The organism is Streptomyces sp. D2-8 (genome assembly GCF_023184515.1).
GTDB lineage: Bacteria > Actinomycetota > Actinomycetes > Streptomycetales > Streptomycetaceae > Streptomyces.
This window is the reverse complement of record NZ_JAAHBP010000031.1, coordinates 17,201-36,705: the sequence shown is the minus strand read 5'-3', so window position 1 is coordinate 36,705 and position 19,505 is coordinate 17,201. Positions and strand designations below refer to the sequence as shown.

Below are 19,505 nucleotides of genomic sequence, written 5' to 3'. Positions count from 1 at the left end.
ATCCTGGTTGCTTCTTTGCCGCCGATTTGCCGGTGGTGCCCCGTACCCTCGTACGCATGACCAGCGACGACACCGTACGGCCAGGACGCCCCCGCTCGATCGAGACCCTTGCCGCGCTCTCCGCGGAGCAGACCGAGGCCGTGCTCGGACTGCTCGACGAGGCGGCCCGGACCGACGGGCAGCAGGCGGTGTCCGAACAGGGCCGGTTGCAGTTGCGTGGCCGGGAGCGGGAGGGCGTGTCCCATCTGCTGCTCACCGCCGGCGGGGAACTTGTCGGTTATGCCCAGTTGGAGGACACGGACCCGGTGGAGCCGCCGGCCGCCGAGCTGGTCGTGCACCCCGGGCACCGGGGGCACGGGCACGGGCGGGCCCTCGGGTCCGCGCTGCTGGCCGCGTCGGGAAAGCGGCTGCGGGTGTGGGCGCACGGCGGGCACTCCGCCGCCCGGCATCTCGCCCAGGTCCTGGGCCTGACACTGTTCCGTGAACTGCGTCAGATGCGAAGGCCGTTGACCGACTTCGACGCACCCGAGCCGGTGCTCCCCGAGGGCGTCACGGTCCGCCCCTTCGTCCCCGGCAAGGACGACGCGGCCTGGCTCGCGGTGAACGCCGCCGCCTTCGCCCACCACCCCGAGCAGGGCTCCCTCACCCAGCGCGACCTCGACGACCGCAAGGCCGAGCCGTGGTTCGACCCCGAGGGGTTCTTCCTCGCCTTCCGCGGCGACGAGCTCGTGGGCTTCCACTGGACCAAGGTCCACGCCGAGGAGGGCCTGGGCGAGGTCTACGTCCTCGGCGTCGGCCCCGGCGCGCAGGGCGGCGGCCTCGGCAAGTCCCTGACCACGATCGGGCTGCGGCATCTGGCGGGGCAAGGGCTGCCGACGGCGATGCTCTACGTCGACGCCGACAACAAGGCGGCGGTGTCGGTGTACGAGCGGCTGGGGTTCGCCACGCACGAGGTGGACCTGATGTACCGCACGGAGACCTGAGCCTTGCCGTCGCACGACCTCCGCGTCCGCCCTGCCGCCGAGGCCGATCTGGCCGCCCTCGTGCGCCTGCGCGACGACGCCGCCCGCTGGATGCTGGCCCGTGGGATCACCGGGCAGTGGCGGCCCGGGGAGCTGGACGAGGCGCACTTCCGCCGGGTCATGGCACACGGCGAGGTCTGGCTGGCGGAGGCCGGCGGGCGTCTCACGGGTGCCTGGGAGCTGTGGTGGGAGGACGAGGACGCCTGGGGTGCGCAGCCGCCCGTGGCCGGGTACGTGCACCGGCTGATGGTGGACCGGACCGCCGCCGCGCCCGGCACGGGGCGGCTGCTGCTGACGGCTGCGGAACACCGCGTGGCCGAGGCGGGGCGGACCTCCGTGCGCCTGGACTGCCTGGCCGCGAACACCCAGCTCAACGCCTACTACCAGCAGGCCGGTTACCGCGTCGTGGGCCGCAAGGAGGGCAAGCCGCAGCCGGGCGGGCCGCCCAAGTCCTTCACGCTGATGGAGAAGCCGCTCGGGTAGGCGCGGGGGCCGCGGGGTCCGCGGGTGTCGCGGGGACCACAGGATCCGCGGGGGCCGCCCACGAGGGCCGCCAGGTCTCGCCCTGCGGCGGCCGGGGCCGGGTCGCGACCAGGTAGTCGCGCAGGGCGGTCAGGCCGGGGTGCGGGTTGTCCGTACGCCAGAGCAGCGAGTGCGGGTAGACCGGGACCGGGTCCACGAGCGGGACGAGCCGCAGGTCGTGGGCGACCGGCCAGACGTGCGGGGTCCGTTCGCTGAGGAAGGTCGCCACGTTCGGGGAGCCGGCGATCGTGTCGAGGAGCGCCTCGAGGCCGAAGTTGGGCCCGATGGTGTCGATGGCCGGCCCGAAGGCGGCGGCGAGTTCCTCGTAGTAGGCGTGCCACTCGGTCCCGGGCACGTTGCCCGGCATCCAGATCCGGTGCCCGGCCAGCTGCGCCGTCGTCACCGAGCCGGCCCGGGCGAACGGGTGGCCGGGCCCGACGCACAGCTGAAGCGGCTCGTCGAGGACCGGGGTCGCCGTGATGCCGTCGGGGAGCCGCTGCCCGGGCATGGTGACGGCTCGGAAGGTGGCGTCGACGGCCCCGTCCCGCAGGGCCGTCACGGCCGTCTCCACGTCGAACAGCGTGACGACGTCCAACGCGATCTGCGGGTGCGCCCGGTGGAAGTGCTGCACCAGCCCGCCGGGGGCGGCCCGTCGTCCCACGACGTCCACCCGCAGCGCCCGGTCCCCGGGCCGTACGGCGGCCGTCGCCCGCTCCTCGGCCCGGAGCAGCACCCGGGCGTGCGGCAGCAGGGCCTGCCCGTCGATGGTGAGCTCCGCCCCGCGCGGCGTACGGACCAGCAGCCGCACCCCGAGGTCCTTCTCCAGCGCGGCGATCCGCTTGGAGACGGCCTGCTGGGTGAGGGCCAGGTCCACGGCGGCCTTCTGGAACTGCCCGGAGTCGGCGATCGCGACGAAGGCGCGTACGGCTTTGAGGTCCACGAGCGGGCAGCCTAGCCGCACAACACCTGGTTGCCGGACGGCCCGGTAATGCCGGATCTCAAGGCCGGACCCGTCCGACCGGCACAACCAATCGATGTACCGGGCGCCCGCTAGAGCCGAGCCCGCCGCCGCATCGGCTCCACCGCGCTCACCACTCCCAGGATCACGGCCCCGGCCAGCACCACAGCCCACCGGTCGTGTGCCGCCGCCCACCGCTCGTCCCGCACCGGCACGAACAGGGCCCAGCGGCCGGGCCAGAACAGCATGGCCAGGACGGCAGTGGTCAACAGCCCGCCCGCGACCGGCAGTCCGGGCCGCGCGACCTCGCTGAAGCGCACCACGGCCACCGCGCCGGTCACCGCCAGGACGAAGGCAGCCCCGGCCTCCAGCGTGATGTCGCCGACCGGGGGCCGCACGCCCGGCGGCACCAGCAGCAGGGCTGCCGTCCACCAGGCCGCCGCGGCCGGGACGGCCAGGGCGACGCGCAGGGCGATACGGGCCGGGCGCGGAGTCGGCACGGCGGCCGTGGTGTGCCGGGCCGGGTCGTCCAGGAGGAAGGCCAGGCCCACCGCGAAGGAGAGGATCGCGGCCCGCAGCAGGTACAGGGAGAGCTGTTCCGCCGTCTCGCCGGTCCGGGTCAGCGCGGCGAGCAGCAGCCCCGCCGCCCCGGCCGCGCCGACCGCTCCCCACGGCATCGTCCGGTGGACGGGGAACACCAGTTGCCGGGTCAGTTGCACTTGTCCTCCCCCTCGGGCGCGGGCAGGTCGAGCAGCTCGGCGGCCCGGGCCGCCGTGACCTTCGGCGCGGTCAGTTCGCCCCACCGGTCCTTGACCCGGGCGCCGGCCTCACCACGGGGCAGGTCGAGCAGCGTGCGCAGCACCTCCGTCTGGGCCTCGGTCATGTACAGCCCGTGGGTGGGCTGGAGCACGTAGGAGGAGCCGGTGACGGTGTCGTCGAGACGGACGCGGCGCAGCGCGTCGAGAGGGTCGGACTCCCAGCCCACGGCCAGCCACATGAGGGGGACCATGCGGCCGTCGCAGATCGAGGTCGCGGCCTTCTCGTCGCCCGCGATCAGCACCCCGGCCACGGCGGCCGAGAACTCGGGGACGCGGTTGCCGCCCCACCGGGTGCCCACCGTCACCTCGTGCGGCCGCTCCAGCGGCATCAGCGCACCGTCGCCGGAGAGGCCGTAGCGCGCCTCGACCCGCTGCCGTACGACGACGTCCTGCTCGTGGACGCCGCCCCCGGCCAGGGACCGGACCCGGTCCACCACCGCGGCCCAGTCACCCACGCGAGGCTCCCATTCGGGAAACACGCAGTACGTGGACCCGTCCCGCCGGACGCAGGAATGCACCTGCTCGGGGTGCACCGTGGCGCGTTCGCGCGCCTTGACCAACTCGGGGGACTCGCCCGCCGACTGGGCCACCCCGCCCACCAGGGTCATCGCCAGCGCCCCGGCGGCACCGGCGAGGACGACCGGCTTGCGGCCACCGCCCACGAGCACCGCCAGCAGCCCGAGGCTCAGCCCGAGCCCGGCCAGGTACAGGGCGTGCCAGGCGGCGGGCCGGCCCATCAGGTCGGAGGGCAGCGTGTTGTTGCTCGCCTCGCCGACGGCCGGCATGAGCCACTGCTGCCAGCCGTCCCCCGTTCCCGCACCGGAGAGGAACATGAACGCGAACAGGCAGAACACGATCATCAGCGGGGCGACGAGAGCCGACCTCACCAGGGCGGCCGCCAGCAGCCCGAGCAGCCCGCACAACAGCACCGTCAGGGGACCCACGAGCAGTTCGCCCACCGAGCCGTGCCCGATCGCCCCGGGCCGCAGCGCCTCCCGGCCGAACTGCCCGGCCACGCACACGGCGGTGAGCAGGGCCGCGGCCACGACCGACAGGGCGTGGGCGACCGTACGGCACCACTGCGGGAGCACCAGTACCGCGAAGTGCTGCTCCGTCCCGTGCCGTCGGGAGCGCAGCGCGGCGTGGTTGACGGACAGCAGGACCGCGAGGCCGACCAGCATCGGGGCGCTCTGGGTGGCGCGGTCGACGTCCTGGAGTGCCGGGTAGCCGTCCCAGTCCCGGCCGGCGCGCCACACGGTCCAGCCGAGGTACACGGCGAAGGCGAGGAGCACCGGAATCCGGGTCAGCAGCCGGCGTGACTCGAACAGGGCCAGGGCGAACACGGCCTTCCAGGGCCCGCCCGGCTCGTCCCGCGTCCCGGACACGAGCGGCTTCTCCACCACGGCGGTCATGCGGCCACCTCCGCTCCGGTGCCGTCGAGCGTGAGCAGGTAGCCGTCCTCCAGGGTGGGGTCGAGCAGTTCGGCGCCGGGCGGGGGGTCCCCCACGTTCCGGAAGGTCCCGGTCCCGGTGCGCCACCCCGCCTTGGCGCCCGGGTCCCGCTCGGTGCTGCTCCACACGCGCCCCGCGGCCCGCGCGGTCAGCTCGGCCGGAGTGCCCTCGAACCGCACCTGCCCGCCGGCCATGACCACCACGCGGTGGCAGAGCATCGCCACGTCCTCCGTCTGATGGGTGGACAGCAGCACCGTCCGCCCCTCCCCGGCTTCGGCGATCAACTCGCGGAACCGCATGCGCTGTTCGGGGTCCAGCCCGACGGTCGGCTCGTCGAGGACCAGGAACCCGGGAGCACCGACCAGGGCGGCCCCGAGGGCGACCCGCTGCCGCATCCCCCCGGACAGCTTGCGGATCCGCTTGCCCCGCACCTCCGCCAGGCCGACCTCGTCGAGCACCCGCCGTACCTCCCGGTGCCGGGCGCCCCGGTCGGTCATCTCCTTCAGGATCGCCACGTAGTCGACGAACTCGAAGGCGGTGAAGTCCGGGTGGAAGCCCGGCGTCTGCGGCAGATAGCCCAGCCGGCGCCGCACCTCCTGCCGGCCGCGGGCGGTGCCCGGGTCGTGCCCGAGCACGGTGAAGGCCCCCCGGTCGGCGGGCAGGGCCGTGGCGAGCACCCGCAGCAGTGTGGTCTTGCCGGCGCCGTTGGGGCCGAGCAGCCCGGTGACGCCGGCGGTCAGGCGCAGCGACACGTCGTCGAGGGCCCGGGTGCCGCCGTAGCGGAGGCTCAGCCCGGAGGCGGACACGGTCGGGGTCATACGGCACGTCCTTGGAAGAGGTCGAATCGGTCACGAAGCAGGAAGAGCAGCCCGGCGGCGAGCGCGGCGACCAGCGCCGCGACGCCCTGCCCGGCGGCGGTGAACGGCGCGAGCGGCACATCCGCTCCCGCCCGCAGCGCATCGGCCGTCAGCAGCAGCCCGACCCACGCCCCGCCCACCAGGGAGGGCGCGAGCACCGGTCCCAGCCGGGGCATCAGCGCGAGCCCGGTCGCCGTCAGCGCCAGCCCGGGCAGCAGCCAGGCCAGCGCCCGCAGCCCGTAGGCGGGCAGCGCGAGGGTCGCCAGCCCGTTCAGCCCGAGGACGACGGCCAGCACGGCCACCGTCCGGATCATCAGCAGCCGGAACCCGTGCATCGGCGCGACGACGGCCATCTCATACGTCGGATCCAGCGCGGGCCCGTACGACAACGCCACCCCCGCCAGCGGCAGCAGCGGCGCGAGGGCCAGGAAGAGCGTGGGGAACTCCCCGCCGCGCACGGAGTGCCCGGCCCCCACGCTCAGCAACAGCACGACGACGACGGCCCCCAGCCAGGACCGCCGCAGCACCGGTGTCGCCGCCAGCAGCCGCGCGGTGTGCCCGGCCACCCCGATCCGCACGAGCAGCCCCTCCAGGAGCCCCGGGCGGGGCGCGTCCAGCTCGGCGTCGAGCCGGTCCCACCCGGCGTCGAGAGCGACCGGATCACTGGCCTCGGCCAGCACCGCGCGGCACCGGGCACAGGAGGTCAGATGCGCGTCGGCGGACCAGAGCAGGGGAGCTTCCAACTCCCCTCGCGCGTAGGCGCGCAGATCCTCTTCGGACACGTGCCAGCTCATGCCAGTGCCTCCCGCAGCTGCTTCCGGGCCCGCATCGCCCGCGTCTTGACCGTCCCGGGCGGTATCCCGAGCAGCACGGCCGCCTCACGGGTGGTCAGCCCGTCGATGACGGTCGCCTGGAGCACCGCCCGCAGCTCCGGCGACAGCCGGACCAGGGCTCCGGCGAGGTCCCCGTGCTCCACCCCCGCGAGCACGCGTTCCTCCGCCGACACCTCGTCCCGGTGCCGCAACCGCGCCAGGGCCTGCCGCAGCCGCCCCCGCGCCCCGTCGCCCCGCAGCGCGTCGACCAGCCGCCGCGACCCGATGCGCCACAGCCACCCGGCCGCGTCCGCGGAGTGGCCCTCCCGGTAGCGGGCCGCGCCCCGCCACACCGCGAGGAACGTCTCCTGCACGACGTCGTCCACGACCCCGAGGTCGGCGCACCGCCCCCGCAACCGGGCCCGGAGCCACGGCGCGTAGCGCCGGTACAGCTCCTCGAAGGCGCGCCGGTCGGCGTCCGCGGCTATGGCCCGCAGCAACTCCCCGTCGCTTCTCGTATCGCTCACGTCTCCTCATCGGACGGCCCGGCCCGAACGGTTCACCAGATCGCTCGGGAGGTTGCCCCGGTTCTCATACCGGCAGGATGAGCGGGCGGGGGTGACAGCGTGCCGGGGGTGAAGGAAGCCGGGGAGGGTGATGCCCGACATCCGGCCGATCCTCACGGAGAGTAGTTACGGCATCACGGTCTTCACAGGCACGGGCGGGCTCGCTTCCCGGCCGGACACCCGCGCCCGGGTGCCCTTCCACGGGGGCTGGGACGCGGGGCCCGCCCTCCGGGGGCACTCGGGCGGCGCACGGCGTCACCGGGAACCGTCCACAGCCTGTGGGCAGCCGCCCACCCCCCGCACCCCGGCCCTGTGGACGCCCGCGAGCCGCCCCCCGCTATCCCGCACGTCATGTCTCCGTAACCAGTGATTCAGACGAGCTTGCGAAGCTCGGCCAATGAATCCCGCTGTGCCAGAGCCTTCCCCGCCCCGCGAGGGTCCCGAGGGAAACGGGAGCACTCATGTGACACCCCCGCTCCCGCTCGCGCTGTCCGACGCGCCCGTGATGCTCGCGGCGCGGAAGAATGGGTCCATGAGCCAGCCGAACACCCAGGCACAGGTCCAGCACGCGCAGCCCTCCGTGGGCTCCATCGCCGCGCACCGCCCGCACACGGTGGCGGCAGCCGTCTCCGACCTCGAACCGGACATCGACGCCGACCTCGACGCCTACGAGGAGTCGCCGTACGACGGACCCCAGCTGCCCCAGGGCCGCTTCCTCGACCGGGAGCGCAGCTGGCTCGCGTTCAACGAGCGCGTTCTCGAACTCGCCGAGGACCCGAACACGCCCCTGCTGGAGCGGGCCAACTTCCTCGCGATCTTCGCCAGCAACCTGGACGAGTTCTTCATGGTCCGGGTGGCCGGACTGAAGCGCCGTATCGCCACCGGCGTGGCCACGCGCTCCGCGTCCGGCCTCCAGCCGCGCGAGGTGCTGGAGATGATCTGGGCCCGCTCGCGCGAGCTCATGGCCCGGCACGCCGCCTGCTACCACGAGGACGTCGCCCCCGCACTCGCGGAGGAGGGCATCCACCTGGTCCGCTGGAACGAACTCCAGGAGAAGGAGCAGGCCCGCCTGTTCACCCTGTTCCGGCACCAGATCTTCCCCGTGCTGACCCCGCTGGCGGTCGACCCGGCGCACCCCTTCCCGTACATCTCCGGCCTCTCCCTGAACCTGGCCGTCGTCGTACGGAACCCGGTCACGGGCCACAAGCACTTCGCCCGCGTGAAGGTGCCGCCGCTGCTGTCCCGCTTCCTGGAGAGCTCCCCGGGCCGCTACGTCCCCATCGAGGACGTCATCGCCGCCCACCTGGAGGAGCTGTTCCCGGGCATGGAGGTCCTGGAGCACCACGCCTTCCGCCTCACCCGCAACGAGGACCTGGAGGTCGAGGAGGACGACGCCGAGAACCTCCTTCAGGCCCTGGAGAAGGAGCTCATGCGGCGCCGCTTCGGGCCGCCGGTGCGCCTGGAGGTCGAGGAGTCCATCGACCGCGAGGTCCTGGACCTGCTGGTGCGCGAGCTGAAGATCAGCGAGGCCGAGGTGTACCCGCTGCCGGGGCCGCTGGACCTCACGGGCCTGTTCCGGATCGCCTCCCTGGACCGGCCCGAGCTGAAGTACCGCAAGTTCGTCGCCGGCACCCACCGCGACCTCGCCGAGGTCGAGTCGGCGTCCGCGCCGGACATCTTCGCCGCCCTGCGCGAGCGGGACGTCCTGCTGCACCACCCGTACGACTCGTTCTCCACCTCCGTCCAGGCCTTCCTGGAGCAGGCGGCCGGCGACCCGGACGTCCTCGCGATCAAGCAGACCCTGTACCGGACCTCCGGCGACTCCCCGATAGTCGACGCGCTCATCGAGGCCGCCGAGTCCGGCAAGCAGGTCCTGGTCCTGGTCGAGATCAAGGCCCGCTTCGACGAGCACGCCAACATCAAGTGGGCGCGCAAGCTGGAGGAGGCCGGCTGCCACGTGGTCTACGGGCTGGTCGGCCTGAAGACCCACTGCAAGCTGTCGCTGGTGGTCCGCCAGGAGGGCGAGACCCTCCGCCGCTACAGCCACGTCGGCACCGGCAACTACCACCCGAAGACGGCCCGCCTCTACGAGGACCTCGGCCTGCTCACGGCCGACCCGCAGGTCGGCGCCGACCTCTCGGACCTCTTCAACCGCCTGTCCGGCTACTCGCGCCGGGAGACCTACCGCCGTCTCCTGGTCGCCCCCAAGTCGCTGCGCGACGGACTGGTCTCGCGGATCGCCAAGGAGGTCCAGCACCACCGTGCGGGGCGGCCCGCGCACGTCCGCATCAAGGTCAACTCGATGGTCGACGAGGCCGTCATCGACGCCTGCTACCGCGCGTCCCAGGCGGGCGTGCCGGTGGACATCTGGGTGCGCGGCATCTGCGCGGTGCGCCCGGGCGTGGCGGGCCTGTCGGAGAACATCCGGGTCCGCTCGATCCTCGGCCGCTTCCTGGAGCACTCCCGGGTGTTCGGCTTCGGCAACGGCGGCGAGCCCGAGGTGTGGATCGGCAGCGCCGACATGATGCACCGCAACCTCGACCGCCGGATAGAGGCCCTGGTCCGGGTCACCGACCCGGCCCACCGGGCAGCCCTGAACCGGCTGCTGGAGACCGGCATGTCCGACTCCACCGCCTCCTGGCACCTCGGCCCGGACGGCGACTGGACCCGGCATGCGACCGACGCGGACGGACAGCCCCTGCGCAACGTCCAGGAGATGCTCATAGACGCCCGGAGGCGCCGGCGTGGCACAACGACACCTTGACCCGACGAACTCCCTGGCCGGGCCCGCCCCCACCGGTGACGCCCTCGCGGGCTATCTGCGGGCCCAGGCCACGGAGTTCCTCCGAGCGCTGCGCCTGCACCGGGAGACCGGGGCGGGGGCGAACGGCTCGGAAGGGTCCGCCGAGGCGGCCCGCGCCCTGCGCCGCTCGGCCCGCCGCATCAGCGCGAGCCTGCACACGTTCCAGTCCCTGCTCGACACGGACTGGTGCGAGGCGATGCGCCCCGAACTGGCCTGGGTGTCGGGAACGCTGGCGATGGAGCATGCGTACACCGCACGTCTGGAACGGCTGCTGACGGCCCTGCACCGCCTGTCGGGCTCGACGGCGTTCCCGGCCCAGAACAGTGCACGGGTGGGCGCGGCGGAACCCGCCAAGGCCGGCGCCCCCACCCAGGAACGCGGCAACCTGACCGTGGGAGCGGCCAAAGCAGGCGCCCTGCTCGACCGCCGGCTGACCCTGGCCCGCACCCGCGCCCACTCCACCGCCTTGCAGGCCCTGGGCAGCAGCCGCTTTCACGCCATCGCGGACAAGGTCGCCGTCCTGGCCAGCGAGGTCCCCCTCACCAGGACCGCCGCCGCCACCGACCTGCGCCCCCTCGCCACCGCCGCCCAGGACCGCCTCGCCGACGCCGTGACCGCCCTCCCTCTCGTCACCGCCGGAAACCCGTACAACGCCGCGGCACTCGTCCACGGACTGTCCCCGGACACGGTCCCGCACCCGCAGGACGCCCCGTGGCACCAGGTCCGTCTGCTGCTGCGCCTGCACCGCTACGCCCGTGAAGCCGTCAGCGGCCCCAAGGGCAACGCTGTCGTCGACCTGCGGCTGCTCTCCGCCGGCCAGGCCCTGAACCGGCACCGCGACGCCTCGGAGGCGGCGGCCGCGGCGGCCCAGGCGGCCCGTACCCCCCGGATCGCCCCGGCCACGGCCTACGCCCTCGGGGTGCTCCACGCCGATCAGCGGCACGAGGTGGAGGCGGCACGTTTCGCGTTCCAGCAGGCCTGGCAGAAGGAGACCGTCAGCGCGTCATGACCGCACGGCACCCAGAAGGCGGTGAACACCAGGTGAGCTCCCCCGAGGACACCACCGTTCAGGCCGCGGGCTGCGTCCTGTGGCGCCGCTCCCCCGCCACCGGCGAGCCGGAGCTCTGTCTCGTCCACCGGCCGAAATACGACGACTGGTCCTGGCCGAAGGGCAAACTGAAGCGCGACGAGGAAGCGCTCGCCGGTGCCCTGCGCGAGGTGGCGGAGGAGACGGGCTGCCGGGCCGAGCCGGGCACCGAGCTGCCCACCCTGCGCTATCGGGCGAACGGCCGCCCCAAGCAGGTCCGCTACTGGGCCGCCGAGGCGCTGGCCTGCACTTTCGTGCCGACGGACGAGGTGGACCGGGTGCTGTGGCTGGCACCGGCCGCGGCCCGCGCCCGCCTGACGCAGCCCCACGACCGCCCCCTGGTCGACGCGCTGCTGGCGGTGCTGCACCGGCCGCGGCCGGCCGGCAGACCGGACTGACACCGTCCGCCGCCGTCCACGGCGACACGCGCGAAAAGCGGAATCACCACGTACTCTCTCCGTGAGCATTCCGTGACCTAACCACACCTTCGACAGGGGTTCACCCGTCGTTCATGTGTGGCCATCGGCGGCTTCATCTGATCTGCCTACTTTCGGCCGTACCAGATGCGAGCCGCGCCTTCTGGGCGCGTCCGTGTCCGTGTCCTCAAGACTTCGCACGCCGCCGATCAGGACGGCGGCTCCTGGAAGGAACTCAAGTGAAGCTTCAGCGCATGAACCGGCGGGCCCTCGCTCTCGGTGCTCTCGCCGTCTCCGGCGCCCTGGCCCTCACGGCGTGCGGCTCCGACGAGACTGGTGGCAACACGGGCGGCGACTCCTCCAACGCCGCCGCCGCGGGCGACATCAAGTGCGACGACGCCTCGGGCCAGGTGCTCGCCGACGGCTCCTCCGCGCAGAAGAACGCGGTCGACGCATGGGTCAAGCAGTTCTCGGCGGCCTGCCAGGTGGAGATCAACTACAAGGCCGGCGGTTCCGGTGCCGGCGTGACCGCCTTCACGCAGGGCCAGGTCCCCTGGGCCGGTTCGGACTCGGCCCTGAAGCCCGATGAGGTCGAGGCCTCCAAGAAGGTCTGCTCCGGCGGCCAGGGCATCGACCTGCCGATGGTCGGCGGCCCGGTCGCCGTCGGTTACAACGTCCCGGGCGTCGACAAGCTCGTCCTGGACTCCGCGACGATCGCCAAGATCTTCGACAGCAAGATCACCAACTGGAACGACCCGGCGATCGCGAAGCTGAACCCCGACGCGAAGCTGCCCAACCTCAAGATCCAGGCGTTCCACCGCTCGGACGAGTCCGGCACCACGGACAACTTCACCAAGTACCTGATCGCCACCGCCGAGAAGGACTTCCCCTACGAGGGCGGCAAGGCCTGGCAGGCCAAGGGCGGCCAGTCCGCTCCGCAGTCCTCCGGCGTCGCCGCGCAGGTCAAGCAGACCGCCGGCGCCATCGGCTACTTCGAGCTGTCGTACGCCAAGGACGGAATCAAGACCGTCGCCATCGACACCGGCGCGGCCGAGCCCGTCGAGGCGACCGTCGACAACGCCACCAAGGCGATCGCCGACGCCAAGATCGTCGGCACCGGCAAGGACCTCGCGCTGGAGCTGAACTACGCGACCAAGGCCGACGGCGCCTACCCGATGGTCCTGGTGACGTACGAGATCGTCTGCGACAAGGGCAACAAGGCCGAGACCCTGCCCGCCGTCAAGGCGTTCCTGCGCTACGCGGCCTCGGAGGACGGCCAGAAGATCCTCGCCGAGAACGACTACGCGCCCATGCCCGACGAGATCATCGCCAAGGTGCGCACGACCGTCGAGAGCCTGAGCTGACCCGAGTGCGGTCCGGTCTCCCCCGCGGGACCGGACCGCACCGTCCGGTGCACCGCCGCCAAGGGCCGCACAGCACGTGCGGTTCCGCAGACCGGAGAACCCGATGGACACAACACAGATAGCTGACGCACCTCCACCCACGCAGCCGTCCCCGGCCGAGCAGAAGCGCGCGGCCCGTGGCGCCACCCGGCCCGGAGACCGGATCTTCCTCGGTCTCTCCCGTGGTTCGGGCATTCTGCTGCTGGTGATCATGGCCGCGATCGCGGGCTTCCTCACCTACCGCGCCGTCCTCGCCATCAGCAAGGACGACGGCAACTTCCTGACCACCTTCGAGTGGAACACCGGGGTCAACCCGCCGGTCTTCGGCATCGCGGTCCTGGCCTACGGCACGATCATCTCCTCGATCATCGCCATGGTCATCGCGGTCCCGGTCTCGGTCGCCATCGCGCTGTTCCTCACGCACTACGCCCCGCGCCGGCTGCGCGGCCCCATCGCCTATGTGATCGACCTGCTGGCCGCCGTGCCGTCCATCGTCTACGGCCTGTGGGGCGCGCTCATCCTCGTCCCGCACATGAGCGGCCTCTTCGGCTGGCTGAACGACTACCTCGGCTGGACGGGCGTCTTCTCCTGGAACGGCGGCGCCGCACGCTCCATGCTCACCGTGGGCATCCTGCTCGCGATCATGATCCTGCCGATCATCACCAACGTGAGCCGCGAGGTCTTCCGCCAGGTCCCGCAGATGCACGAGGAGGCCGCCCTGGCGCTCGGCGCCACCCGCTGGGAAGTGATCCGCATGGCGGTCATCCCCTTCGGCCGCTCCGGCGTCATCTCGGCCTCGATGCTCGGCCTCGGCCGCGCGCTCGGCGAGACGATGGCCGTCGCCACCGTGCTGTCGCCCGACTTCCTGATCCACACCAGCCTGCTCAACCCGGGCGGCGGCACCTTCGCCCAGAACATCGCCAGCAAGTTCAGCGAGGCCACCGAGTTCGGCCGTGACGCGCTGATCGCCTCCGGTCTGGTCCTGTTCGTCATCACCCTGCTGGTCAACGGCGCGGCCCGCGCGATCATCGCCCGCCGCAAGGAGTACTCGGGGGCCAACGCATGAGCACCGCACCCTCCCTCGCCGCCAAGCGCCCCAGCAGCCTGCGCGGCGGCCATCTGCCCAAGTGGGCCCCGTGGGCCATCGCCGCCGGGTCCGTCGCCCTCGGGGTCGGCATCAGCGCCGCCGCGGGCCTGCACAGCAGCGTCCAGTGGGCACTGATCGCCGCGATCCTGCACATCCTCGGTACGTACGTCATCGCCGCCCGGGTCGAGAACCGCCGCCAGGCCAAGGACCGCGTGGTCACCTCGCTGGTGTGGGTCGCGTTCCTGCTCGCCGTGGTGCCGCTGGCCTCGCTGGTGTGGTCGACCGTCCAACGCGGCGTGAAGGTCTTCGACCTCTACTTCCTGACCCACTCGATGGGCGTCGTCGCCGACTCGGAGACGGGCGGCGGCATCTACCACGCCATCCTCGGCACGCTGGAGCAGGTCGGCCTCGCCACGCTGATCGCCGCGCCGGTCGGCGTGCTCACCGCGATCTACCTGGTGGAGTACGGGCGCGGCAACCTCGCCCGGGCCGTCACCTTCTTCGTCGACGTCATGACCGGCATCCCGTCGATCGTCGCCGGTCTGTTCATCCTCAGCCTCATGCTGATGTTCGACATGCAGCCCTTCGGCTTCGCCGGGTCACTCGCCCTCGCGATCCTGATGATGCCGGTCGTCGTCCGCTCCACGGAGGAGATGCTCAAGCTCGTCCCGAACGAGCTGCGCGAAGCCTCTCTCGCGCTCGGCGTGCCCAAGTGGCGCACGATCCTGAAGGTGGTCCTGCCGACCTCGCTCGGCGGCATCACCACCGGCATCATGCTCTCCATCGCCCGCATCGCCGGTGAGACCGCGCCCGTGCTGCTGCTGGTGTTCGGCAGCAAGTTCATCAACGCCAACCCCTTCGAGGGCGCGCAGGCGTCGCTCCCGCTGTACATCTACCAGCAGTACGGATCGGGCGAGGTCACGGCGTACGACCGCGCCTGGGCGGCGTCGCTCACCCTGATCGCCTTCGTGATGATCCTGAACCTGGTGGCCCGCGGGATCGCCCGCTGGAAGTCCCCGAAGACCGGTCGCTGACGCGGCCACAGCGACTGATCTGACTGTCTGGAAGTGAAGTAATCATGGCCAAGCGAATCGACGTAAGCGGACTGACCGCCTACTACGGCTCCCACAAGGCGATCGAGGACATCTCGATGACCGTCGAGCCGCGCTCGGTGACGGCGTTCATCGGCCCCTCCGGCTGCGGCAAGTCGACGTTCCTGCGCACGCTGAACCGCATGCACGAGGTGACGTCCGGCGGCCGGGTCGAGGGCAAGGTGCTCCTCGACGACGAGGACCTCTACGGGTCAGGCATCGACCCGGTGTCCGTGCGCCGCGAGGTCGGCATGGTGTTCCAGCGCCCGAACCCGTTCCCCACGATGTCGATCTTCGACAACGTGGCGGCGGGCCTGCGCCTGAACGGCAACTACAAGAAGAGCGAGCTGAGCGACATCGTCGAGAAGTCGCTCAAGGGCGCGAACCTCTGGAACGAGGTCAAGGACCGCCTGAACAAGCCCGGCTCGGGCCTGTCGGGTGGCCAGCAGCAGCGTCTGTGCATCGCGCGGGCGATCGCCGTAGAGCCGAACGTCCTGCTCATGGACGAGCCCTGCTCGGCCCTGGACCCGATCTCCACGCTCGCGATCGAGGACCTCATCGGCGAGCTCAAGGAGCGCTTCACGATCGTCATCGTGACGCACAACATGCAGCAGGCGGCCCGCGTCTCCGACCGCACCGCGTTCTTCAACCTCGCGGCGGTCGGCCAGCCCGGCAAGCTCATCGAGATCGACGACACGGAGCGCATCTTCTCCAACCCGTCGGTCCAGGCCACGGAGGACTACATCTCCGGCCGCTTCGGCTGATCCGGCCCGCCGAGTCTCCTCGCGGTGCTGCATGGCGGTGCCACCGCGAGGCCGAAAAAGGGCCCGCCCCTGGCTCCCAGGGGCGGGCCCGTTTCGTAGGCGTCCGGTGCGCTACAGGAACGCCAGCGCGACGATCCCGTACGACGTCGCGGCCACCAGCGCGGCGGCCGGCATCGTGATGAACCACCCCAGGATGATGTTCTTGGCGACACCCCACCGCACGGCGTTCACGCGCTTCGTCGCCCCGACACCCATGATCGCGGACGTGATGACGTGGGTCGTGGAGATCGGCGCCTTGAACAGGAACGCCGTCGTGAACATGATCGACGCGCCCGTCGTCTCCGCCGCGAAGCCCTGCGGCGGGTCCAGCTCGATGATCTTCCGTCCCAGGGTTCGCATGATCCGCCAGCCACCGGCGTACGTCCCCAGCGACAGCATCACCGCACAGGCGATCTTGACCCACACCGGGATCGGGTCGCCGTAGTCCTCGACATCGGCGATGACGAGTGCCATCACCACGATGCCCATGGTCTTCTGCGCGTCCTGCAGACCGTGGCCCAGCGCCATGCCGGCCGCCGAGACGGTCTGCGCTATCCGGAAACCCCTCTTGGCCTTGTGCGGGTTGGACTTCCGGAAGATCCACATGATCGCGGTCATCACCAGGTAGCCGGCCAGCAGACCGACCACCGGGGAGATGAACATGGGGATGACGACCTTCTGAAGCACTCCGTGCCAGTAGACCGTCGTCCCTCCGGCCAGCGCCGCCCCGACCATGCCGCCGAACAGCGCGTGGGACGAGGAGGACGGCAGCCCGAAGTACCAGGTGATGAGGTTCCAGACGATCGCGCCCACCAGCGCGGCGAAGAGGATGCCCATCCCCTTCGACCCGGTCGGTGTCTGGATCAGCCCCTCGCTGACGGTCTTGGCGACCCCGGAGCCCATGAACGCACCGGCGAGGTTCATCACCGCGGCCATGGCCAGCGCGGCCTTCGGCGTCAGCGCCCGCGTCGAGACGGACGTGGCGATCGCGTTCGCCGAATCGTGAAATCCGTTGGTGTACGTGAAGAAGAGCGCGACCGCGATGGTCACGACCAGAGCGAAGGTGTCCATGAAGGGCTCAGGACTCCTTGACGGCGATGGTCTCCACCGTGTTCGCCACGTGCTCGAACGCGTCCGCCGCTTCCTCCAGCACGTCCACGATCTGCTTGAGCTTGAGCACGTCCATGGCGTCGTACTTGCCGTTGAAGAGGTGCGCCAGCAGCTTGCGGTGGATCTGGTCGGCCTGGTTCTCCAGCCGGTTGACCTCGATCCAGTACTCGGTGAGGTTCTCCATCGTCCGCAGGTGCGGCATCGCCTCGGCCGTCAGCTCGGCCGCGCGCGCCAGCACCTCGATCTGCTGGTCGACGCCCTTGGGCAGTTCCTCGATGTTGTAGAGGACGACCAGGTCGACGGCCTCCTCCATGAAGTCCATGATGTCGTCGAGGGACGAGGCGAGGGAGTAGATGTCCTCGCGGTCGAACGGCGTGATGAAGGAGGAGTTCAGCTGGTGGAAGATCGCGTGCGTGGCGTCGTCACCTGCGTGTTCCGCTGCCCGCATACGCTCTGCGATCTCGGCCCGGGCGGGTGCGTCCGCCCCGAGCAGTTCCATCAGGAGCTTCGAGCCCGTGACGATGTTGTCCGCGGAGGCGGCGAACATGTCGTAGAAGCTCGTCTCCCTGGGGGTCAGACGAAAGCGCACGTGGGGTCCTCGGGGTGCTTCGGTTTCGGTCAGGCTGATGCTAGGCGCAACATCCGGCCACGGCTATCGGGCCGCCCACCAGTGTCGCCCATCGGGCACAGTGATGAGCACGGGGGCGGTTCCAGGGGCCGTATACCCGGCAAAGTTCGGTACCATATACCCACCAGGGGTATATGTCCGCCCACTGCCCACCAGGAGGAAGCGATGACGGACGTGACCGACACAACAGATGTCGCACATGTCACCACCGGGACCTCCGACACCGCGGGAGCGGACGTGGTGACCGATCACGACCACGGTGTGCACGGGTACCACAAGCAGAAGGACGAACACCTCAAACGCCTGCGCCGCATCGAGGGCCAGATCCGCGGCCTGCAGCGCATGGTCGACGAGGACGTCTACTGCATCGACATACTCACGCAGGTCTCCGCCTCCACCAAGGCCCTGCAGTCCTTCGCCCTGCAACTGCTGGAGGAGCACCTGCGGCACTGCGTCGCCGACGCGGCCCTCAAGGGTGGTGACGAGATCGACGCGAAGGTGAAGGAGGCGACCCAGGCGATCGCCCGCATGCTGCGGACGTGAGCCCGACGTGAGCTCCCGGAGGAAGCCCGGGGTCAGCGCCCGGAGGAGTCCCGCTCCTCCGCCACCTTCAGTACCTCGTCGATGCTCTCCAGGCTGAGCCGCTCCGGGGCGGCCGAGGCCGCGATGATCAGCTCTCCGCACAGCTCGATCTCGGCGAGGGCCACGTGGTCCTGAACTGCCGTACCGCCGACCGGAGCCACGTGCATCACCTCGTCTCTGCCGTTACCGACTTCCTAGAGTAGGGAGCGGCATACACACCGCGCATGGCACGGACGGGCTAGTTCACGCCGGTCACTCCTCGGCGATCTTGCCCGCGTAGATGTCGTCGGTTCTGGGCAACCGTACGCGCACCGAGGCCCCGAAATCGAAGAGCAGCGTGGTCGACGCGACGGCCACGGGGCTCTTCTGCCGCCCGTTCAGGAAGCTGAAGCGGTGCCTGACCTTGCGGATCCGTCCCTCGTCGTCGAGGTAGGCGTCGAACGGCACCTCGGCGGTGGCGAAGCCCTTGGCCGCCGCCTTCAGGGGCCCCGCGTTCCCGTCCGAGGCACGCCGGGCCGCGTCACCGAGGTCCGCCGTCCCCCGGTAGTGCCGCACTCCGGTTCCCGCGACCTCCGTCCTGCCCACATACGTCGCCGTCCGTGTCCCGAGCAGCACCTCGGCCGCCGCGAACGGGTCGGTGGCCCCGCCGGTGACGAGGTTCCCGTCGGACAGGGTCCGCGTGTCCACCCGCACCCACTTGTCCGGGGGCACACCGGCGCCCCTGTTCTTCATATACAGCGCACCCGGCGCGAGCAGTTCGGTGATCGGCCGGCGCTCGGCGGCCCCCGCGGGATCCTGCGGCAGCAGCACCTTCAACTGCCCCATCCGCTTGCGGTAGTCGTACACCCCGGCACCCCGGATGGTCACCCGGGTCCCGCCGGCGGCCATCTCCATCGACGTACGGGCCTTGGAACTCCCCGCGTCGACGAGCCGGCCGGCCGACTGCCGCAACGCGACGACCGGGTCCCCGCCACGGGAGTCCCCGGCGACCGCGTCACCCTGGGAACACCCGGCGGTTCCCAGCCCTGCCCCGGCCAGGACCCCGGCCGCGGCGAGCGCCGCACCCGTCCGTCCGTGCCGCCGTTCCCGCTGCCGCCCAGTCATCGCCTGCCTACCCCCAGCCGGTACGTCCGTCACGGGCCCCCTCGTTGTTCCGGTTAACGACGGGTATGTGCCCCCGTCACGCGAGCCCGCGCCGTCCGCCGTACGAACGCTTTGCCCGGGGTCGGTAACGTGGGAGCCGTGGCGCAGCAGGACGGGCTGGAACCTCCCCCCAACCTCCCGGAACACCGCACGACGACAAGAGAGAAGGGCCGCTTCTGCATGGCCCACTGCGTCTGCGGCTGGCGCGGCCCGGCGAGAAGGGCGAGGAGCCAGGCGCGCACGGACGCGGAGAAGCACACGACGGGCTGAGACCCGTGGCGGACGCCGCCGCAGCCGCGGCCGGACCCATGGAACCCCCACCCCCATCGTCCCCGTCTCCCAGGAC

General features: G+C 71.5%; 21 protein-coding genes. 11 read left to right on the top strand and 10 right to left on the bottom strand.

All coding sequences use genetic code 11. The annotated features are described in order from the left end of the window. Window positions 1-56 precede the first annotated feature (56 nt). Both mshD and G3I77_RS37260 read left to right on the top strand, forming a co-directional pair. Window positions 57-983 carry a mycothiol synthase gene (gene mshD / locus G3I77_RS37265; RefSeq protein WP_248511150.1) on the top strand — a complete coding sequence of 309 codons (927 nt, stop codon included), beginning with the start codon at window positions 57-59 and terminating at the stop codon, window positions 981-983. Window positions 984-986: 3 nt separating this feature from the next. Continuing rightward, the gene (locus G3I77_RS37260; protein WP_248511148.1) at window positions 987-1,505 is read left to right on the top strand and encodes a GNAT family N-acetyltransferase; all 519 of its coding nucleotides are present in this window, start codon (window positions 987-989) and stop codon (window positions 1,503-1,505) included. On the opposite strand, the gene G3I77_RS37255 is transcribed toward G3I77_RS37260, so the two are convergent. The 6 genes from G3I77_RS37255 to G3I77_RS37230 form a co-directional block, all read right to left on the bottom strand. Beyond that, on the bottom strand, window positions 1,477-2,484 hold the full coding sequence (locus G3I77_RS37255; protein ID WP_248511146.1) for a LysR family transcriptional regulator: 1,008 nt from the start codon (window positions 2,482-2,484) through the stop codon (window positions 1,477-1,479). The two genes, G3I77_RS37260 and G3I77_RS37255, sit on opposite strands and share 29 nt — an antisense overlap. A 110-nt stretch (window positions 2,485-2,594) precedes the next feature. Beyond that, window positions 2,595-3,221 carry an ABC transporter gene (locus tag G3I77_RS37250; RefSeq protein WP_308311444.1) on the bottom strand — a complete coding sequence of 209 codons (627 nt, stop codon included), beginning with the start codon at window positions 3,219-3,221 and terminating at the stop codon, window positions 2,595-2,597. Continuing rightward, window positions 3,212-4,732, bottom strand: a complete 1,521-nt coding sequence (locus G3I77_RS37245) for an ABC transporter permease (protein ID WP_248511144.1) — start codon at window positions 4,730-4,732, stop codon at window positions 3,212-3,214. Before G3I77_RS37245 ends, G3I77_RS37250 begins: the two co-directional genes overlap by 10 nt. Next, window positions 4,729-5,589, bottom strand: coding sequence for an ABC transporter ATP-binding protein (locus tag G3I77_RS37240; RefSeq protein WP_248511141.1), 861 nt, complete (start codon window positions 5,587-5,589; stop codon window positions 4,729-4,731). Before G3I77_RS37240 ends, G3I77_RS37245 begins: the two co-directional genes overlap by 4 nt. Next, window positions 5,586-6,422, bottom strand: coding sequence for a zf-HC2 domain-containing protein (locus tag G3I77_RS37235; RefSeq protein WP_248511140.1), 837 nt, complete (start codon window positions 6,420-6,422; stop codon window positions 5,586-5,588). The genes G3I77_RS37240 and G3I77_RS37235 overlap by 4 nt, the downstream gene beginning before the upstream one ends. Further along, window positions 6,419-6,967, bottom strand: a complete 549-nt coding sequence (locus G3I77_RS37230; RefSeq protein ID WP_248511139.1) for an RNA polymerase sigma factor — start codon at window positions 6,965-6,967, stop codon at window positions 6,419-6,421. Before G3I77_RS37230 ends, G3I77_RS37235 begins: the two co-directional genes overlap by 4 nt. Before the next feature lie 571 nt (window positions 6,968-7,538). Between G3I77_RS37230 and G3I77_RS37225 the strand changes: the two genes are divergently transcribed. The 7 genes from G3I77_RS37225 to pstB all read left to right on the top strand — a co-directional run bounded on the left by G3I77_RS37225 (window position 7,539) and on the right by pstB (window position 15,657). Next, window positions 7,539-9,770, top strand: a complete 2,232-nt coding sequence (locus tag G3I77_RS37225; protein ID WP_248511138.1) for an RNA degradosome polyphosphate kinase — start codon at window positions 7,539-7,541, stop codon at window positions 9,768-9,770. Beyond that, window positions 9,751-10,818: a CHAD domain-containing protein gene (locus tag G3I77_RS37220; protein WP_248511136.1), complete on the top strand. Its 1,068-nt coding sequence runs from the start codon at window positions 9,751-9,753 to the stop codon at window positions 10,816-10,818. Before G3I77_RS37225 ends, G3I77_RS37220 begins: the two co-directional genes overlap by 20 nt. Continuing rightward, window positions 10,815-11,294, top strand: a complete 480-nt coding sequence (locus G3I77_RS37215) for an NUDIX hydrolase (RefSeq protein WP_248511134.1) — start codon at window positions 10,815-10,817, stop codon at window positions 11,292-11,294. Before G3I77_RS37220 ends, G3I77_RS37215 begins: the two co-directional genes overlap by 4 nt. A 257-nt stretch (window positions 11,295-11,551) precedes the next feature. Further along, a complete protein-coding gene (pstS, locus tag G3I77_RS37210) occupies window positions 11,552-12,676 on the top strand; it encodes a phosphate ABC transporter substrate-binding protein PstS (RefSeq protein ID WP_248511129.1) in 1,125 nt (374 codons plus the stop codon). A gap of 103 nt (window positions 12,677-12,779) precedes the next feature. Continuing rightward, the gene (pstC, locus tag G3I77_RS37205) at window positions 12,780-13,781 is read left to right on the top strand and encodes a phosphate ABC transporter permease subunit PstC (protein WP_248511128.1); all 1,002 of its coding nucleotides are present in this window, start codon (window positions 12,780-12,782) and stop codon (window positions 13,779-13,781) included. Beyond that, on the top strand, window positions 13,778-14,836 hold the full coding sequence (gene pstA / locus G3I77_RS37200; protein WP_248511127.1) for a phosphate ABC transporter permease PstA: 1,059 nt from the start codon (window positions 13,778-13,780) through the stop codon (window positions 14,834-14,836). The genes pstC and pstA overlap by 4 nt, the downstream gene beginning before the upstream one ends. Window positions 14,837-14,880: 44 nt before the next feature. Further along, a complete protein-coding gene (gene pstB, locus G3I77_RS37195; RefSeq protein WP_248511126.1) occupies window positions 14,881-15,657 on the top strand; it encodes a phosphate ABC transporter ATP-binding protein PstB in 777 nt (258 codons plus the stop codon). 111 nt (window positions 15,658-15,768) lie between these two features. Here pstB and G3I77_RS37190 read toward each other — a convergent pair whose 3' ends face one another. After that, a complete protein-coding gene (locus tag G3I77_RS37190; protein WP_248511124.1) occupies window positions 15,769-16,767 on the bottom strand; it encodes an inorganic phosphate transporter in 999 nt (332 codons plus the stop codon). A 7-nt stretch (window positions 16,768-16,774) separates the two neighbouring features. Then, window positions 16,775-17,395: a DUF47 family protein gene (locus G3I77_RS37185; RefSeq protein WP_248511123.1), complete on the bottom strand. Its 621-nt coding sequence runs from the start codon at window positions 17,393-17,395 to the stop codon at window positions 16,775-16,777. A gap of 204 nt (window positions 17,396-17,599) precedes the next feature. Here G3I77_RS37185 and G3I77_RS37180 point away from each other — a divergent pair, with 204 nt between their 5' ends. Next, a complete protein-coding gene (locus tag G3I77_RS37180; protein WP_248511121.1) occupies window positions 17,600-17,977 on the top strand; it encodes a metal-sensitive transcriptional regulator in 378 nt (125 codons plus the stop codon). A 32-nt stretch (window positions 17,978-18,009) separates the two neighbouring features. Here G3I77_RS37180 and G3I77_RS37175 read toward each other — a convergent pair whose 3' ends face one another. Further along, window positions 18,010-18,177, bottom strand: coding sequence for a hypothetical protein (locus G3I77_RS37175; protein ID WP_248511281.1), 168 nt, complete (start codon window positions 18,175-18,177; stop codon window positions 18,010-18,012). A gap of 91 nt (window positions 18,178-18,268) precedes the next feature. Then, window positions 18,269-19,120 (bottom strand): hypothetical protein, encoded by an 852-nt coding sequence (locus G3I77_RS37170; RefSeq protein WP_248511119.1) that lies wholly within the window; start codon window positions 19,118-19,120, stop codon window positions 18,269-18,271. Between the two features lie 138 nt (window positions 19,121-19,258). Between G3I77_RS37170 and G3I77_RS37165 the strand changes: the two genes are divergently transcribed. Next, window positions 19,259-19,429, top strand: a complete 171-nt coding sequence (locus G3I77_RS37165; RefSeq protein ID WP_248511117.1) for a hypothetical protein — start codon at window positions 19,259-19,261, stop codon at window positions 19,427-19,429. The last annotated feature ends 76 nt before the right edge of the window (window positions 19,430-19,505 follow it).

Excerpts from the sequence above, each read along its gene's own strand:
- mshD (WP_248511150.1), top strand. The coding sequence starts at position 57 with ATGACCAGCGACGACACCGTACGGCCAGGACGCCCCCGCTCGATCGAG.
- G3I77_RS37245 (WP_248511144.1), bottom strand. The coding sequence starts at position 4,732 with ATGACCGCCGTGGTGGAGAAGCCGCTCGTGTCCGGGACGCGGGACGAG.
- G3I77_RS37240 (WP_248511141.1), bottom strand. The coding sequence starts at position 5,589 with ATGACCCCGACCGTGTCCGCCTCCGGGCTGAGCCTCCGCTACGGCGGC.
- G3I77_RS37235 (WP_248511140.1), bottom strand. The coding sequence starts at position 6,422 with ATGAGCTGGCACGTGTCCGAAGAGGATCTGCGCGCCTACGCGCGAGGG.
- G3I77_RS37225 (WP_248511138.1), top strand. The coding sequence starts at position 7,539 with ATGAGCCAGCCGAACACCCAGGCACAGGTCCAGCACGCGCAGCCCTCC.
- G3I77_RS37215 (WP_248511134.1), top strand. The coding sequence starts at position 10,815 with ATGACCGCACGGCACCCAGAAGGCGGTGAACACCAGGTGAGCTCCCCC.
- pstC (WP_248511128.1), top strand. The coding sequence starts at position 12,780 with ATGGACACAACACAGATAGCTGACGCACCTCCACCCACGCAGCCGTCC.
- pstA (WP_248511127.1), top strand. The coding sequence starts at position 13,778 with ATGAGCACCGCACCCTCCCTCGCCGCCAAGCGCCCCAGCAGCCTGCGC.
- pstB (WP_248511126.1), top strand. The coding sequence starts at position 14,881 with ATGGCCAAGCGAATCGACGTAAGCGGACTGACCGCCTACTACGGCTCC.
- G3I77_RS37190 (WP_248511124.1), bottom strand. The coding sequence starts at position 16,767 with ATGGACACCTTCGCTCTGGTCGTGACCATCGCGGTCGCGCTCTTCTTC.
- G3I77_RS37180 (WP_248511121.1), top strand. The coding sequence starts at position 17,600 with ATGACGGACGTGACCGACACAACAGATGTCGCACATGTCACCACCGGG.
- G3I77_RS37170 (WP_248511119.1), bottom strand. The coding sequence starts at position 19,120 with ATGACTGGGCGGCAGCGGGAACGGCGGCACGGACGGACGGGTGCGGCG.